Annotated in this window: 18 protein-coding genes; 9 read left to right on the forward strand and 9 right to left on the reverse strand. The window is 42.0% G+C overall.

Going from position 1 to position 16,614, the window contains the following annotated elements; translation table 11 throughout:
* Position 1 precedes the first annotated feature (1 nt).
* The 6 genes from murC to lpxC all read left to right on the forward strand — a co-directional run bounded on the left by murC (position 2) and on the right by lpxC (position 6,623).
* Entirely contained in the window at positions 2-1,411 is a 1,410-nt protein-coding gene (gene murC / locus AADY36_RS02475; RefSeq protein ID WP_181447754.1) for a UDP-N-acetylmuramate--L-alanine ligase, read from the forward strand.
* On the forward strand, positions 1,408-2,328 hold the full coding sequence (locus AADY36_RS02480) for a D-alanine--D-alanine ligase (protein WP_054561047.1): 921 nt from the start codon (positions 1,408-1,410) through the stop codon (positions 2,326-2,328). The genes murC and AADY36_RS02480 overlap by 4 nt, the downstream gene beginning before the upstream one ends.
* Before the next feature lies 1 nt (position 2,329).
* A complete protein-coding gene (locus tag AADY36_RS02485) occupies positions 2,330-3,109 on the forward strand; it encodes a cell division protein FtsQ/DivIB (protein WP_054561046.1) in 780 nt (259 codons plus the stop codon).
* The gene (ftsA, locus tag AADY36_RS02490) at positions 3,106-4,338 is read left to right on the forward strand and encodes a cell division protein FtsA (RefSeq protein ID WP_054552726.1); all 1,233 of its coding nucleotides are present in this window, start codon (positions 3,106-3,108) and stop codon (positions 4,336-4,338) included. The genes AADY36_RS02485 and ftsA overlap by 4 nt, the downstream gene beginning before the upstream one ends.
* A gap of 21 nt (positions 4,339-4,359) precedes the next feature.
* The gene (gene ftsZ, locus AADY36_RS02495) at positions 4,360-5,607 is read left to right on the forward strand and encodes a cell division protein FtsZ (RefSeq protein WP_054561045.1); all 1,248 of its coding nucleotides are present in this window, start codon (positions 4,360-4,362) and stop codon (positions 5,605-5,607) included.
* A 104-nt stretch (positions 5,608-5,711) separates the two neighbouring features.
* Positions 5,712-6,623, forward strand: a complete 912-nt coding sequence (lpxC, locus tag AADY36_RS02500) for a UDP-3-O-acyl-N-acetylglucosamine deacetylase (protein ID WP_036971181.1) — start codon at positions 5,712-5,714, stop codon at positions 6,621-6,623.
* 71 nt (positions 6,624-6,694) lie between these two features.
* Here lpxC and yjjG read toward each other — a convergent pair whose 3' ends face one another.
* Genes yjjG through AADY36_RS02515 form a run of 3 tightly spaced genes read right to left on the reverse strand, consistent with a single transcriptional unit; the run spans position 6,695 to position 8,869 of the window.
* On the reverse strand, positions 6,695-7,369 hold the full coding sequence (yjjG, locus tag AADY36_RS02505; RefSeq protein WP_054561044.1) for a pyrimidine 5'-nucleotidase: 675 nt from the start codon (positions 7,367-7,369) through the stop codon (positions 6,695-6,697).
* Between the two features lie 11 nt (positions 7,370-7,380).
* The gene (gene yjjX / locus AADY36_RS02510) at positions 7,381-7,920 is read right to left on the reverse strand and encodes an inosine/xanthosine triphosphatase (protein ID WP_054561043.1); all 540 of its coding nucleotides are present in this window, start codon (positions 7,918-7,920) and stop codon (positions 7,381-7,383) included.
* Between the two features lie 49 nt (positions 7,921-7,969).
* Positions 7,970-8,869, reverse strand: coding sequence for a phosphoribulokinase (locus AADY36_RS02515; protein ID WP_054561042.1), 900 nt, complete (start codon positions 8,867-8,869; stop codon positions 7,970-7,972).
* Between the two features lie 230 nt (positions 8,870-9,099).
* On the opposite strand from AADY36_RS02515, the gene AADY36_RS02520 reads away from it, so the two are divergent.
* Both AADY36_RS02520 and AADY36_RS02525 read left to right on the forward strand, forming a co-directional pair.
* Positions 9,100-9,969 (forward strand): hypothetical protein, encoded by an 870-nt coding sequence (locus AADY36_RS02520; protein ID WP_342408456.1) that lies wholly within the window; start codon positions 9,100-9,102, stop codon positions 9,967-9,969.
* 64 nt (positions 9,970-10,033) lie between these two features.
* Positions 10,034-10,399 carry a hypothetical protein gene (locus AADY36_RS02525; RefSeq protein WP_054561040.1) on the forward strand — a complete coding sequence of 122 codons (366 nt, stop codon included), beginning with the start codon at positions 10,034-10,036 and terminating at the stop codon, positions 10,397-10,399.
* A gap of 39 nt (positions 10,400-10,438) precedes the next feature.
* Here the strand turns inward: AADY36_RS02525 and AADY36_RS02530 are convergent, their stop codons facing one another.
* The 6 genes from AADY36_RS02530 to AADY36_RS02555 all read right to left on the reverse strand — a co-directional run bounded on the left by AADY36_RS02530 (position 10,439) and on the right by AADY36_RS02555 (position 15,953).
* Positions 10,439-13,009, reverse strand: a complete 2,571-nt coding sequence (locus tag AADY36_RS02530; protein WP_055020773.1) for a M1 family metallopeptidase — start codon at positions 13,007-13,009, stop codon at positions 10,439-10,441.
* A 112-nt stretch (positions 13,010-13,121) separates the two neighbouring features.
* On the reverse strand, positions 13,122-13,799 hold the full coding sequence (locus AADY36_RS02535) for a hypothetical protein (RefSeq protein WP_342408457.1): 678 nt from the start codon (positions 13,797-13,799) through the stop codon (positions 13,122-13,124).
* 217 nt (positions 13,800-14,016) lie between these two features.
* Positions 14,017-14,367, reverse strand: coding sequence for a DUF2750 domain-containing protein (locus tag AADY36_RS02540; RefSeq protein ID WP_054552718.1), 351 nt, complete (start codon positions 14,365-14,367; stop codon positions 14,017-14,019).
* 17 nt (positions 14,368-14,384) lie between these two features.
* Entirely contained in the window at positions 14,385-14,963 is a 579-nt protein-coding gene (locus AADY36_RS02545; protein WP_054561037.1) for a glutathione S-transferase family protein, read from the reverse strand.
* Between the two features lie 60 nt (positions 14,964-15,023).
* Positions 15,024-15,305 (reverse strand): peptidylprolyl isomerase, encoded by a 282-nt coding sequence (locus AADY36_RS02550; RefSeq protein ID WP_054552716.1) that lies wholly within the window; start codon positions 15,303-15,305, stop codon positions 15,024-15,026.
* A 72-nt stretch (positions 15,306-15,377) separates the two neighbouring features.
* The gene (locus AADY36_RS02555) at positions 15,378-15,953 is read right to left on the reverse strand and encodes a glutathione peroxidase (RefSeq protein WP_054561036.1); all 576 of its coding nucleotides are present in this window, start codon (positions 15,951-15,953) and stop codon (positions 15,378-15,380) included.
* A gap of 75 nt (positions 15,954-16,028) precedes the next feature.
* Here AADY36_RS02555 and AADY36_RS02560 point away from each other — a divergent pair, with 75 nt between their 5' ends.
* On the forward strand, positions 16,029-16,520 hold the full coding sequence (locus AADY36_RS02560; protein WP_054561035.1) for a GNAT family N-acetyltransferase: 492 nt from the start codon (positions 16,029-16,031) through the stop codon (positions 16,518-16,520).
* The last annotated feature ends 94 nt before the right edge of the window (positions 16,521-16,614 follow it).

The following is a 16,614-nucleotide window of genomic DNA, read 5'->3' on the forward strand; positions in this document are numbered from 1 at the left end:
GATGCGTCGTATCGACACTATCCACTTTGTGGGTATTGGTGGCGCAGGCATGGGTGGTATTGCCGAAGTACTTGCTTTTGAAGGCTACCGCATCACAGGTTCAGACATTGCGCACAGTGCGATGACTGAGCGCTTAATTAAAGTGGGTGCAGAAGTATTTATTGGTCATGATGAAAACAATGTAAAAGATGCCAGCGTGGTGGTGGTATCAAGTGCGATTAACGAGCAAAATCCTGAGATTAAAGCAGCAAAAGCGGCGCGTATTCCTATTGTTCGCCGCGCAGAAATGTTGGCTGAATTAATGCGTTTTCGCCACGGTATTGCAGTGGCAGGCACTCATGGTAAAACAACAACCACGAGTTTAATCGCGAGCATTTATGCACAAGCAGGCCTTGATCCAACCTTTATTATTGGTGGCTTGCTAAACAGTGCTGGGAGTAATGCCAAGGTTGGTAAAAGTGACTTTTTAATTGCAGAAGCTGATGAGAGCGATGCGTCATTCTTACATTTACAGCCTATGGTATCTGTGATCACAAATATTGAAGAAGATCACATGGATACGTACGGCGGTAGCTTAGAAAAAATGAAAGACACGTATGTTGATTTCATTCATAACTTACCGTTTTATGGTTTAGCTGTGGTGTGTATTGACTCTGAGGTTGCGGCAGAGCTGATCCCTCGCTTTGGGCGTCCTGTTATTACCTATGGTGAGTCGGCAGAAGCTGATTACCGAATGGTTGATTTTAGCCAAACAGCGAATACTTGTTCATTTAATGTTGTAAATAAGCAAGGTGAAAGCCTAGCTGTTACGCTTAATATGCCGGGTAAGCACAATGCGCTTAACGCGACTGCAGCGATTGCGGTCGCTAAAGATCAAAACATCGCTAATCATGCAATTTTAGAAGCGTTAACAAAATTTGAAGGGGTGGGCCGTCGTTTTCAGCATTACGGAAGCTTTGAAAATGAGCGCGGCAATGTCATGTTAGTTGATGATTATGGCCATCACCCATCAGAAGTTGCGGCGACGATTGCGGCGGTTCGTGAAGGGTGGCCAGATAAACGTTTAGTGATGATTTATCAGCCGCACCGTTATAGTCGAACCCGTGATTTATACGAAGACTTTGTCAAAGTACTGGCTGATGTCGATCAGTTATTACTGCTAGATGTGTATTCAGCGGGTGAAGAGCCAATCGTGGGAGCCGACAGCAAGAGTTTATGTCGTAGTTTACGCCAGCGTGGTAAAGAGCCATTACATGTTGCTAGTAACTCTGAGCTTGCCGGTGTCCTAGCAAATACACTGCAAGATAATGATTTAGTTTTAACACAAGGCGCTGGTAACATAGGCCAGTTAGTGAAAAAGTTAGCAGCAACCGAGTTGTCCATTGAACAACTAAAGCAGGTAAACGTATGAGCCAGTTAAGTGACAAATTTGGCAAAGTAGCGGTACTTTTTGGCGGCACATCTGCCGAAAGAGAAGTATCTCTTAAATCAGGCCAAGCTGTATTGAATGCTTTGCAAAGTGCTGGCGTTGATGCCATTGCTTTTGATCCGAAAGATCAGCCGTTATGGCAATTAAAAGAATTAAACATTGAACGTGTATTCATTGCCCTTCATGGTCGTGGTGGTGAAGATGGTACCATTCAAGGTGCACTTGAGTTTATGGGGATTCCATATACAGGCAGTGATGTTTTAGGTTCTGCGCTTGCGATGGATAAAGTACGTTGTAAGCATTTATTTAAGGCAATGGGGCTGAGCACAGCACCTTATGCTGTTGTTGATAGCCGCCATGAGTTTGATAGCCAAGCGATTATTAATGAATTTGGTAAAGTGATGGTGAAACCGTCACATGAAGGCTCAAGTATTGGTATGGCAGAAGCAAACAGCGCAGAGCAACTTGATGCTGCGCTTAACGCTGCATTTAAGTTTGATAGCCAAGTGCTTGTTGAGCAATGGATCACTGGCCGTGAATTTACTGTTGCTGTACTAGGGCAAGATGTTCAGCCTGTCATTGAGATGACGACGCCAAATGGTTTTTATGACTATCAAGCTAAGTATCAATCGAATACAACTCAGTATCATTGCCCTGCAGATATATCTGTGCAAGAAACTGAATTGTTGCAAGATATGGCATTAAAAGCGTTTGATTTAGTGGGTGCAAGTGGTTGGGGCCGTGTTGATGCGATGCGTGATCAGCAAGGTAACTTTTACTTATTAGAAGTAAATACAGTACCAGGCATGACAGAAAAGTCTTTAGTACCAATGGCAGCAAAAGCTAATGGTGCAAGCTTTGAACAATTAGTTGTTCGCATTTTGGAGCAAACCCTTTAATATGCATCCTTTTTTAGAAAAAGCGCAACAATTAAAACAGCAGCTAAATTGGTCGTTGATTTTTGGTGTGAGCTTTTTTCTAGTAGTGATTTTTGCATTAGTAAAAATCACTACAGGCGTCTCAGATTGGTTGGTAGAGAACAAAGACGCACAAATAAAGCACTTATCAGTACTTGGGCAACCCCAATATACTGATGAGAAAGCAATTATTGGTGCAATAAAAAAGGCCGACTTATCGAGTTTTTTTGAATTAGACGTAAAACATGTGCAACGCTTAGTACAAGGCTTGCCTTGGGTGGCAACGGCATCGGTCAGAAAGCAATGGCCAGATACCTTGCAAGTATACGTTGTTGAGCATCAAGCTGTAGCGCATTGGAACAGTGACTTACTGTTAAACCAAGCTGGCGAAGTGTTCCAAGCAAGTAGTGATAAATTGCCTACAAGCTTGCCACAGCTATATGGCCCAGAAGGCAGTGAAATCGAGGCGTGGACTGCTTTTAGTCAATTTCAAGAAATGCTCAAAGTGAATAACTTAGAGCTGACCAGTTTAGCGCTTTCTGAGCGCTTTTCGTGGCAGTTATGGCTTGATAACGGCATTCGCCTGAACTTAGGCCGCAAAGAAAAAGCAAAGCGTGTACAGCGTTTTATTGACGTGTATCCGCGCATGGAACAACGTGCAGATGCACAAATCGATGTTGTTGATTTACGGTATGATACCGGTCTTGCAGTGAGCTGGAAGCCAGTGCAAGAAGAACAATTAGAAAATAAGAGTAAGGCATGACCAAGTCAGCAGAAAGAAACCTAGTGATTGGATTAGACGTTGGCACATCGAAAGTTGTGGCCACCGTTGGTGAAATCACCGCAGATAACAAACTAAGCATTGTGGGTGTTGGCAGCCAAGTATCGCATGGTATGGATAAAGGCGGCGTTAACGACCTTAACCTTGTTTCTGAATCGATTCGTCGAGCTATAGATGAAGCTGAGTTGATGGCTGATTGTCGTATTAGCTCTGTTTATTTAGGTATTTCTGGAAAACATATCCAGTGCCAAAATGAAAGCGGTGTCGTGGCAATTAATAACACGGAAGTGACTGACGAAGATATTGAAAATGTCATTCACATTGCTCGTTCAGTGCCTATTTCGGCAGAACGAAAAATGCTACATGCATTGCCACAAGAATACAGCATCGATATGCAAGAGGGGATTAAAAACCCACTTGGCATGAGCGGTGTGCGTATGGAAGCTCGCGCGCACATCATTACTTGCTCAAACGATATGGCAAAGAATATCGAGAAATGTGTTGAGCGTTGTGGCCTTGAAGTGGATCAGTTGATCTTCACTGCACTGGCATCATGTTATTCAGTACTCACAGATGACGAAAAAGAGCTCGGTGTAGCCGTGTTAGATATCGGTGGTGGCACCATGGATATCACCATTTATATTAATGGTGCGCTTCGTCATTCAGCGGTTATTCCTGTGGCGGGTAACCAAGTGACTGGTGATATTGCAAAAATATTTAGAACACCTATATCACATGCTGAGTCACTCAAAGTACAATATGCGTGTGCGAGTAGCCAAATGGCAAGCAACGAAGACACAATTGAAGTACCGAGTGTTGGTGGCCGACCTGCGCGTATTATGTCGCGCCATACTTTAGCTGAGGTTGTTGAGCCACGTTTTAGAGAATTATTCGAGTTGGCGATGGAAGAAATACGCCGCTCAGGTTTTGAAGACCAAATTGCTGCAGGTCTCGTCATTACTGGCGGAACAGCAAAAATGACAGGTGCAATGGAAGTGGCAGAAGACATTTTCCAAATGCCAGTCAGAATTGGCAAACCAATCGGGATTGTTGGTTTGACAGATTATGTAGATGATCCTTCGTACGCGACCGCGGTTGGTTTGTTACAATACGGCCGTACAATGCAATCGATGAATGCACAAAAGTCGAAAGCTGAAGGTGATAATAATTGGTGGAACCGTATTACTAAGTGGTTCCAAGGTGAGTTTTAAGACTCAAGTCGGAGAGTAAACATGTTTGATATGATGGAACAGCACAGCGAAGAAGCTGTCATTAAAGTAATTGGCGTGGGCGGTGGCGGCGGTAACGCTGTTGAGCACATGGTAAAACAACAAATTGAAGGCGTACGTTTCATTGCTGCGAATACGGATGCACAAGCATTACGTAATTCATCAGCAGATGTAACTGTACAGCTAGGTACACAAATCACCTCTGGTCTAGGTGCGGGTGCTAACCCTGAAGTGGGTCGTAACTCTGCTGAAGAAGACGCTGAGACTATCCGTGCCAGCCTTGAAGGCGCTGACATGGTGTTCATCGCAGCTGGTATGGGCGGTGGTACTGGTACAGGTGCTGCGCCAGTGGTTGCTAAAATTGCTAAAGAGTTAGGCATTTTAACGGTTGCTGTTGTAACGCGCCCGTTTGACTTTGAAGGTAAAAAGCGTGCTGCAGCTGCTGAACAAGGCATTAATGAATTGTCAGAAACTGTAGACTCACTTATTACAATTCCGAACAATAAATTGCTTAAAGTTTTAGGCAAAGGCACTACACTATTAGATGCCTTCGCAAAAGCGAATGACGTGTTATTCGGTGCGGTACAAGGTATTGCAGAGCTAATCACACGTTCTGGTCTAATCAACGTGGATTTCGCCGACGTACGTACTGTAATGTCAGCGATGGGTACTGCGATGATGGGCACAGCATCTGCGTCTGGTCCTGACCGTGCGCAAGAAGCAGCAGAAGCGGCTATCTCAAGCCCACTACTTGAAGATGTCGATTTAACAGGTGCTAAAGGTATCCTAGTTAATATCACTGCAGGTATGGATATTGCGATTGAAGAATTTGAAATTGTTGGTAACCACGTTAAAGCACTTGCGTCAGAAAACGCAACAGTTGTTGTGGGTGCGGTAATTGACCCTGAAATGAGCGACGAGTTACGTGTAACGGTTGTTGCAACAGGTTTAGGCGGCGATCGTCGTCCACAGTTTGGTATTGTTGATAATGGCTTTAAGAAAGCATCAGGTTCTGATGTACAAAGCTCAATGAACCAAACAACTAGCAGCATGTATGTACCAAGCTTTGCAAGTCAAGGTAGCAGCGATGATGTAAGCATGTCATCTGCGTCTGAAAAGCAAGAGCCAGTACAACAAAGTACAACGAGCAGCTCAGTATCTAGCAGCACTGAGAGCAGCAAAAAATCTGATAAGTCAGAAGGGGGAGATTATTTCGATATCCCTGCTTTTCTTAGAAAGCAAGCTGACTAAATAGACTTTTACTGGTTATTTTGTTCGATAAATAAACAAATTGGCAGCTGGATGTATTTATGATACAATTCGCCGTCTAACTGTAACTATAAGTGAGCGAACCTATGATTAAACAGCGTACGATTGCAGAAGTAGTCAAAGCCATAGGAATTGGACTTCATAAAGGTGAGAAGGTCACTATTACTCTCCGACCTGCGAGCGCAAATACTGGGATAGTATTTCGTCGCGTAGACCTTGATCCGGTTGTTGATTTTGAAACAACACCAGAAGCCGTTGGTGATACGCAACTGTGTACCTGTTTAACAAACAAAGATGGCGTTCGCTTATCAACGACTGAGCACCTTATTGCGGCGGTAGCGGCAATGGGTATTGATAATCTAATTGTTGAATTAGACAGCTCAGAAGTACCAATTATGGATGGTAGTGCATTACCATTCATCTATTTGTTACAAAAAGGCGGCATTAAAGAAGTAAATGCAGCTAAGCGCTTTATTCGTATTAAAGAAAAAGTACGTATTGAAGAAGGCGATAAATGGGCTGAGATCGAACCATACGATGGTTTCCACATCGATTTTGAAATTGCGTTTGATCATCCAGCAATCAATGAAAGCCGCCAACGTATCGGTTTAGATATCACGGCACAAAGCTTCACTGAAGAAATCAGCCGCGCACGTACTTTCGGCTTTATGAAAGATATCGAGTATATGCACGCTAACAACCTAGCATTAGGTGGTAGCATGGATAACGCAGTTGTATTGGATGAGTTTAAAGTACTTAATCCAAACGGATTACGTTACAGCGATGAGTTTGTTAAACACAAGATCTTAGACTGTGTGGGCGATATGTTTATGACTGGCCACAACATTCTAGGTAAAATCACGGCTTATAAATCAGGCCATGATTTAAACAATAAACTACTTCGTAAAATTATGGCGACTGAGTCAGCATGGGAATGGGCAACATTCGATACCCCAGTGACTATGCCAGCACCAGGCCTAGAAGTAGCGACAGCTTAATCGCAAGCATATTACAGTTATAAAAAATGACGCTTTAAGCGTCATTTTTTTTGCCAAACTATTATCAAGATTTATAACCCTAGAATAGCTTCAAGCTCAACCAACTGATTGATCTGATAAGTTGGTTTAATGTCCTCTGGTAACTCAACCCCAGGGTGTTGTAACCAACACGTGTCGATACCTACATTGTGACCACCTAAAATATCACTGGCAGCTGTATCGCCTACCATTAAAATCTGCTCTTTTGGCGGATTCCCCATTAATTGAAATGTATGTTGAAAAATCTCTGGGGCAGGTTTTGCTTTACCGACTAACTCTGAAATAACCAGCCAATCGAACATATCCTGTAAACCGGTGTGCTCTAGGCGTTTTTGTTGTAACTTAGCAAACCCATTGGTAATAATGCCTAGCTTGGCGTGTGGTTTTAACTTTGTAAGCAAGTCAACTGCACCAGGTAATGGCACACAAATAGAGGCCATAGCATCCAAGAAGCCATCGTTAAGTTCTTTTGCTGGCACATCGAGTCTATTAGCCCATTCTGTAAAGCGAGTTATCTGTAGCTCGCTGGCGGTAATTTCATGCTTTTGATAAGCAACCCAAAGCGGCTTATTGGTTGCTTGGTAATGATGATAATCTGACTCAGTAAATTCTACGCCGTAATGTGCAAACATCACTTTTAAACCTTCGAATGCATTAAAACTAAATAGTGTTTCATCTGCATCGAATAATACGTGGCTATACTTCATGGTTATCCTAATTACTGATTAAATAGGGTAGGGTGTGAAAATGGCGCCATGGCCAATGTCAGCGCTTGTACATAAGTACTTTCGCGCGTGGCAAGATGATTGGTTAATAAGCCAATAGCACCACCTTGTTGTTTGATATTAACAGTATTGAATGCCTCATCCATGACATCACCTAGTTCTTTACCAGCTAGCAAGGCATCGTAAAAAGGTTGCGGTAACGGTAGGTTGCTACTGCGACCAACGCTAAATTGCTGCTTGTTTGCAATCACTACAAAGGCAAAGGTTGCAGCGCCATAACTAAATTGTTCTGCGCCGCCTTCCATTGCTGCATAAAAGTCGGCGTCAAAGTGATCTTGACAATACTTAACACGATTTTCAGCGCCGATACGGGTTTCATCTTCGCCTAGCGGCTGATCAGGCACACCAGAAGGTGCATCTTCACCTTTGCATTCAATGGTATGATTTGGGAAATAAAGACTAAAGACATGTTTAGCCGCGTTAATTTTAACGGGGTTCTTTGAACCAACAATAACACGTAAAGTTTGTTTCAAGCCGACGACTCCATTGTTTTCACCAGAGTCAGCAGTGTACCCGAGTGAGTTAAATCGGCAAGTCAACCGGGGCTAAATTTTCAAGGGCGCGTTTTTTCAAAATAATATCTTTGATCAACGGCGTTAGCACAAGCTCCATTGCTAAGCCCATTTTGCCTCCAGGCACCACAAGCGTATTGATACGAGACATAAAGCTGCCTTCAATCATGCTTAAATAGTACGGAAAATCTACGTCATCTATGCCACGAAAGCGAATAACAACAAAGCTTTCGTCTAAAGAAGGAATATCTTTTGCGCTGAATGGGTTTGAGGTATCAACCGTTGGCACTCGCTGGAAGTTAATATGAGTACGCGAAAATTGCGGAGTAATATGATTTATGTAATCGTCCATCGAGCGCACAATAGAGCCCATTACCGCTTCACGAGAGTGGCCTCGTTCAGAGGTGTCGCGAATAAGCTTTTGGATCCACTCAAGGTTAATAATAGGCACCATGCCAATCAATAAATCGACATGCTTAGCAACATCATGATTCTCATCGACAGCACCACCATGTAGACCTTCATAGAATAAGATATCTGTATTTGATTCTAAGTCTTGCCAAGGGGTAAATGTTCCCGGTAATTGGTTATAAGGAACCGCTTCGTCGAAAGTATGTAAGTAGCGTCTGATTTTACCTTGCCCGGTTTCGCCATATTGATAAAAAAGCTCCTCAAGGGCGCCAAAATCATTAGCTTCTCGGCCAAAGTAGCTAATATGCTTGCCTTCTTGCTGTGCTTCACGGACTTTTTTATCCATTTCTGGACGTGTATAACGATGAAAGCTATCGCCTTCGATGAAGGCTGCATCAATGCTTAAGCTTCTAAAAATGTGCTTAATTGCATTGGTGGTTGTGGTAGTCCCCGCCCCAGATGAACCGGTAATAGCGATGATAGGGTGTTTAGCTGACATAATTATTCTCGTTATTGTTGATACCAGTCGGCTTAAATTGTTAACCATTCTAGCGTGTTAAATGGTCAGTTACTTAGCTCGATTGGTATTATCGTGCATAAAATCAATCAGTAGAAACTGATAAAAAACGAACACGTCCTAGTTATAAAGGTCGAGCATGGTAAGGTCAAGTGACTGGCGGATTAATTAACGCTATCATGGGCTGATAAAAATTAAAACGAGAGAACAACATGAAATCGATTTCGTCTTTACTTTTCGTCGCAGCAGGGACATTTTTTACCAGTCACTTACATGCAGCGATGCCTAAAAGCGAAATATTACTTGCCGAGTTAGACACCCCATATGGTATGCAGGTGTCGCGAGTAACAGATGATAAAGCTTATAATAATCAACCATTTTTAGTTGATGCAGGGCTTTACTATACCCATGAGGTTGTTGACGAAAATGGCCAGTCACAAACCGATATTGCGTTTTATGACTTTACATCTAAGAGCAGCGTGAATATCACCAACACGCCTGTCAGTGAATACTCGCCTACGCTGATGCCAAATCAGCAAGCCTTGTCGGCAATCGTGGTCGAAGCAGATGGCAAGCAAAAGTTATGGCAGTATCCATTAGCAGAAGAATCTGTTGCTAGCCGAATTTTTGAATGGATTGAGCCGGTTGGCTACCACGCTTGGGGCGCTGATGAAGACCTGATCATGTTTATCTTAGGTGAGCCGCATACGTTGCAATACACTCGTGTTGCAGCTGCTAAACCGCGTGTCATTGCCGTTGATATTGGCCGAACTTTAATTTTTGATAAACACACAAACAGTTACTTGTTTAGTTATAACAAAAACAACCAACATTGGGTTGCACGCTTTGCGCCGAAAACTGAGGAAGTTAGTGATTTATTTAGATTACCGGAGTCGGTGCAAGACTTTGCTTTAATTGACAAAGACACTGTAGCCTATGCGGTTAATAACCGAGTTCATAAGCGCAGTTTGACAGAGCCTGAAGTGGTATCACAGTGGCTTGATTTAAGACGCTTTTGTGAAGGCTCAATCTCGCGTTTAAATTACAAACAGAGCAAACTGGCATTTGTATGTAATAAATGAGTAACGGTTTTTGCTTGATTGCTGTACTGTGGCTAAACTATCCCGTTATATGTAAGGAACGCCTTTGTCTTTTTCTGCCGAGCAAGTGAGTGTACAGCTGGTTAAAGCGGGCTGCCGCAGTAATTTTAAGATTAAAAATATTAACGAATTTATGCCAGCTAGCTCAAAAGAGGCATTTTATGTTCATGAGCAAAGTGGCCAAGCAAAAATTGTTATTAGACCTATATTTGAAGTATTCAGTGCTGATTTCGAGTCAATAGAGGGCATTACGCGTATCAAAGACTACTTTCACAGTAGTGAAATGACCCGCTTTCCAACTCGCATTCATAAAAGTGCACAGCCCATTCATTATGGTATTGCATTTAAAGTCACCTCACCTGACGCTGCTGAGCAATTTATAACTAAGTTAACTGCTATTTTAGCGCAATAAAAAAGGGCCACATTGTGGCCCTTTTTGCATTTGCTTTAATTAGCGCTTAAGGAAGCTATTCACCGAGTTTAACTCACGGTTTTTCAGTGCAATACAATCATTAATGCTTTCTTCAAGCTTACTAAGAGAGCGTGCATAACCTGGTACTTCAGTGATTTTATCGTTGAAGAAGGTTTTGGTTTTCTCTAAGCTTTTCGCATCACAGCTTGCCGTCGTGAAGAACGGTAAATTTGGTACAAAGAACGGTGGTAAGTTCTTAGTGATGGCATCGTAATTGTTGTAAATCCACTCAATAAACAGTGCTTCACGCTCTTTACCATAGCCTAACCCACCTAATAACGTACGCATATCAGAGGCTGTTACGTTATCTGTTAAGCTGTATTCTAGAACCGCTTTTTGTAACTCAGGTTTACCAAAGTAACCCATCGCTGCCAGCATCTTAGTACGCACTTGTGGATCTTTGGTGGTTTTAAAGGTGTGTTTGTACTTTTCAAGTAACTTTGCATCGCCATGGTAAGCCGCAAGGTTTAAGTAAGTTGAGGCTAAATATGGGTCAACATTTTCAGGGTTGTTTAAGTACAGTGCCGCTTGTGCTTTTGCAGTATCAATGACTTTTTGATCTTGACCATCAAAACCTAAACGGGCAATAACTTGCGCACGCAATTGCGATACCGCTGCATCTTCACCTGCTTTTGCTGTTAAACCATATTGTTTAGCAGCTGGTGCAATGCTGTTACGGATAAACTTAGGCCATAATTCACGGTTGCTGTCGTCTTCGAATACGCGTTTTTGAGCAGCAAGGTAACCTAATGCTGTGTTTGCTACTAATGGGTGAGCATCACTCACAAAGGCTTCTAAAGTTTGCATTAAGTGAGCCGCAGATATAACGCCTGCATCAAGTAATGAATCAACCGCAGAAAGTAGCGCTAAGCGTTCACGCACCGTTAGCTTGTCAGCTGCGTTCTCTAGTAGGGCATTAAACTGAGCATCATCTAATACCCAGCGGTAATAACCCATGGCACCTTGATCTGGGTAGATCCACTCAGGTTCAAAGTCGAGAGTTAGTTGCTGTGTTTCTTTATTCAGCAGTACATTTGCGGTTTTAACTTTGTCGCCCGCACCATACTTGATTGCAACCGGAACATTCCACAGTTGTGCAGGCGCATCAACGCCAGCATTTACAAAGCGGCTTTGGCTGATATTAATTTTCTTACCGTCTTGCGTTACTTTGATAAGTGGGAAAGATGACTGTTCGATAAACGATTTAAGAACACTTGCTACATCTTTATTAGACGCTTCGCCTAGTGCTTGCCATAGATCAGCAGCTTCTGCATTTTTATACGAGAATTTCTTCAAGTAAGCACGAATACCTTGCTGGAATGCCTCTTCGCCAATCCAGTTTTCAACCATAGATAAAACCGCACTCCCTTTACTGTAGGCAAGGCCAAGGCCATCCATGATGTCAGCTTCAGTTTTGATTGGCTTACGAATAGGTTTAGTACTTAGACGCGCATCCAGTGCCATCACATGGTTTTGTGGTAAGTCTAAGTGCGACTCAAATTCTGGGTTGATTTGTGCAGTGATTTTCGCTGCCATCCAACTTGCGAATGCTTCGTTTAACCATAAATCATTCCACCACTTCATAGTCACTAGGTTACCGTACCACTGGTGAGCTAACTCATGGGCAATGATTGATACATTACGCTCTTTTTTGCTGCGCGTTGCTGTTGCTAGGTCTACTAGTAAAATGTCTTCACGGTAAGTCACTAGGCCTGCGTTTTCCATTGCGCCAAATGGGAACTCTGGTACTGCCACTGAGTCTAGCTTTTTGTATACGTAAGGAATGCCAAAATAATCTTCTAGCGCTTTTAACACACGCGGCATATTTTCTTTTGCGTAATCAGCAAGGTGAATTTTACCTTGCGGAGTCAGTACACGGCCAGGGATTGGCATGCCTTTAATTTCAAGCTCTTCAAACGGACCCACAGCCATAGCGACTAAGTACGAAGGAATAGGTGGCGTTTTGTCGAAAAAGTGCGTTGTCATATCGCCGTCTACTTTGGTTTTTAAAACCGGTGTATTGGCATACACTTTTTGTGATGTTGGCGCTGTGATAGTTAGCTGAAAAGGTATTTTATAACTTGGCTCGTCAAAAACCGGGAATGCACGACGCGCATCGCTCATTTCAAATTGCGTGAAAAGATAAGGTGTACCTTGATCTAAAGTTTTATATAAACCAACACTTTGGCGGTTATAAGGTGCGGTAAAATCAACTTTTAAAGTGTATTTACCAGGCTGAATTTTTTCTTCACAAGCGAATTTAACTTTGCCTGTTTTTAGCATTTCAGCACTTAGGTCACAGTTTTCTGCACCTAAAATTTTCGCCATGCTAACTGCATAATCAATACCGTTTAATTCGATATAATTCGTTGCTTTTAGAACCTCTAAAGCAATTTCGGTATGACCAGAAAAATTGTCTTTGGCAGGATCAAGCGTAAGTTCTACTTGTTGTGAGCTAGGCTTGGCAAGCTTTTCGATAACATATTCATTGGCATGGGCAGAGCTAACAGCAAGTGCAACACTCACCGTTAATAGGCTTTTTAAGAACATAAGTATCCCTGATTTTTTGTTGTTAGAAAGGCACCTGCTATGAGGGGCGAATCACCATGCTATCAGGTTTTAATTTGAACAGTAATAAATAGTTAGTAACAAAGTTTGTCAGTTAATTATGGCGGTCAATGAAACGCTGCCAATGCAGTTGCGGGTTTATTTGTCGTATGTTTTGCAGCACGGTATTTAATAACTGCATATCAGTAAAGCGCTGCTCGTTGAAATCTTTAAAACCAAGCAAGTAGTTAAAGGCGTCTTTGCAGTTGGCTTGCAGTGCATGAATTCGCACTTGTTGTTCAAAGTTGAGCCGTAAACTGCTTATCGCGGTTTTCATACCTTGCTGATCAACTGTAGGAATAGCGCACTTTTGTAAATAACCAGCGCGTTCACCTTCACCCGAAAACCAAATACGTACTTTTTCGCTATAGCGACCTGATTTAGCGGGTAAATCAAACATCAGTCGTTGCTGATTTTGCTCATTTAAATAGCCTAAGTATTGGTCAAGTCCTGCATCGAGTAATGCATTGTGGATAGGTACATAGCGGGGTTTTATCTTGCCATGTGTATGAAAATCAAAGCAGCGAATTCCATCAAGGGTGACAATATTATCAAGGGTTAAATGGCCAATTTCATCGCTGTAGGCACCGGTGTAATAGGCAAATAAAGGCAGCCAAAAGTGCCAATGCTTGGCTTGTTCACGTGCTAAACGCTGATCACCATAAATGTAACCATTATACAGGGTATGTAATTCCATGGCCGAAAAGGGCCTACGACCAAGATGGGACTTCAACCTAATACCTTGATAATAAAGATGTGTCGAAGAGTATAACTGATATACCCAAACCACCTCAAGATGCGAGCTTCAGTTGGAATTAAAAGCGATTTAGGCAAGGCATTGATTGCAAGTAATAGTGGTTCTATTGTTAAAATCAATATAAGTATCAAGTTTCCAGCTAAACGACACTGCCATAAATACGGCCGTGTCGTTATAAGCTTAAGGATTGCGATTAATCGCAAAGAGCTTTAGCTAAACCAACCGGTTCGATTTCAACGCATACTTGATCATCGTTCCAGTTTAAACCAACAAGCGCATCATCTTCGTTAAGGTCTTCAACCCACTCATCAAGAAATTCGTCTAGGCCAATTTCAACAGGGGTATAGTCTTGCCACTCATCTTTACATTGCGCTTTTGCAGCGTCTTCAGTACCCCAAAGTAATAACACATCAGTGTCGCTAAATTGGTTTGATTCACAGACAACAAAACCACCATCTTCGGCACCCAGTGCCCACATAGATTCGTTCAAACGAACTTTTTCTACAAAGCTAACTAATTCTGATTCAATTTCGATATCGCTCATTTGCGTAACCCTTATCTTTATATTCGTGGATCTGTTTGTTGTACCGCCGCTTTATCGGCGAATTTATGATAAAAATCAACTAAGTTTTCTAGTTGGCTAAAATCAGTTAATTCGCGGAAGCGGATCCAATCTAGCAAGCAGTATAAACTGATGTTGAGGTATTCACAGCTTTTAAATACTGGCTCCGATAAATGAGTATTTAAATAGGCTAATGTTTCAACAATTCGCTCATTCTGTAAATTAAAAAATAGTTTGTCGCTGTTGGTATCAAACCCTGAACGCTGACTAAGTAAAATTTCTACCAGTGAATCATTGCAGGCATTGATAATGGTTAAGTAGTTCTCTTGCTGCCAGCTAAGTAACGGCTGATCAGCTTTCTCGAGCAAGTAGCGGATAATTGAGTTGGAATCACATAAGGTAAAATCATGGTCGATTAATACAGGAATTTTTCTGGCAGGGTTATGAGCAATCATGGTTTGTCTGTCTTGCTCAGAGAAAATATCCAAATTAACAAAATCAATAGGTAGGTTATTAAGTGTCGCCCAAATCCGAATACGGCGCACAAAAGGTGAGGTAGTAGAGCCTAGTAATTGCATGATGGTGTCCTTTGCAAAAAAAAGCCGCTGTGAAGCGGCTTTTTGAAATCAATTTGTTAATTAGTCAGTACGGCTTGTTACTTCTAGAAGATGATAACCAAACTGGGTTTGCACTGGGCCTTGAACTTGGTTAATTGGTGCAGAGAATACGACTTTGTCGAACTCTGGAACCATCATGCCAGGGCCAAACTCACCTAATGCGCCGCCATCTTGACCAGATGGGCAATTAGAGTGAGCACGAGCAAGCTCTGCAAAGTCAGCTCCTTGCTCAATTTGCTGTTTTAAATCTAAACAGTGAGCTTCACTGTCTACGAGAATGTGTCTTGCACTGGCTACTGCCATAACATCTCCTAATGTGTGTTTTAGTATTAAATTACTAGTTTAGTTCAATATTTACCGAACGAAAAATTAAATTTATTTTGCAGTCAGCTCAGCTTCAATTGCATCACGTAAAGTTTGCGATTGTGGCTTAGTTTTACTATTAAAGCGCTGCACTGTCTTACGGTCAGCAGACACTAAATATTTGTAAAAGTTCCAGTTAGGTGAGCTGGTTGCTTCGTTTAGGTGTTTGAATATCGGGTTTGCATCGCTACCGCGAACGGCACTGGTAGCAAGCATATTAAAGGTTACGCCATAATTAATGAAACATACTTTTGCAGTGTCTTTTTCATCGTCTTCTTCTTGGAAAAAGTCATCTGATGGAAATCCTAGTACTACTAAGCCTTGGTCTTTATATTCTTTATGAATAGCCTCTAAGCCTTCAAACTGGCCGGTAAAACCACAATTACTAGCGGTATTGACTATTAGGAGTGGTTTGTCTTTGAATTCGCAGAAGTTAATTGACTCTTTTGAGCGTAACTTTCTCATTGTAACATTGGTAAAGTCATCACATTGGCTGCTTGCTTTAGCAGTTGGCGTAGCCTCAGTAGTTTGTGCTGCAAGGTTGGTTGTTATTAGACCTGCTGCAAGTAACAAAGCATATTTATACATAGTTATTTCCCGCTAGTTATTTGTGATGAATATACGCTAATATGCAGCAAAGTGATCATTTAATTTCAGCTATTTATGACGATTCGCAAAGCAATACAAAACGATTTAACTGACATAGTCGCTATTTATAACGAGACCATCCCTGGCCGTATGGTAACCGCTGATACTGAAGAGGTGTCGGTTGCAGACAAACAAGCTTGGTTTGATAGCCATACAGAAAAAAGACCTATTTTTGTTTTTGAGCAACAAGGTAAAGTGCTTGCTTGGCTGAGTTATAAGTCGTTTTATGGTCGCCCAGCCTACGATGGTACCGTTGAAATTAGCATTTACATCACCCAGCAAGCTCAAGGGAAAGGGCTAGGTAAACAATTGCTTACATTTTCAGAACAGCATGCAAAAACACTTGATATCAAGGTGTTATTAGCTTTTATCTTTAGTCATAACCTACCAAGTATAAAACTGTTTAATCGCTTTGATTACAAGGTCTGGGGAGAGCTTCCCGAGATTGCGATCATGGATGATAAAGCCTATAGCCTTACTATTTTAGGTAAGCGTTTAGACAGTTAATTAGCTAAAAAGCTAATAAAAAATGCGGTACAAATTGTGACCCATTGCGATTTTAGGCTACGCTAAAATAGGTATTTATTATTAAGCGAGTCTA

Origin of the sequence: Pseudoalteromonas sp. D15MCD-2 (genome assembly GCF_038562745.1) — a bacterium.
Classification (GTDB): Bacteria; Pseudomonadota; Gammaproteobacteria; order Enterobacterales; family Alteromonadaceae; genus Pseudoalteromonas.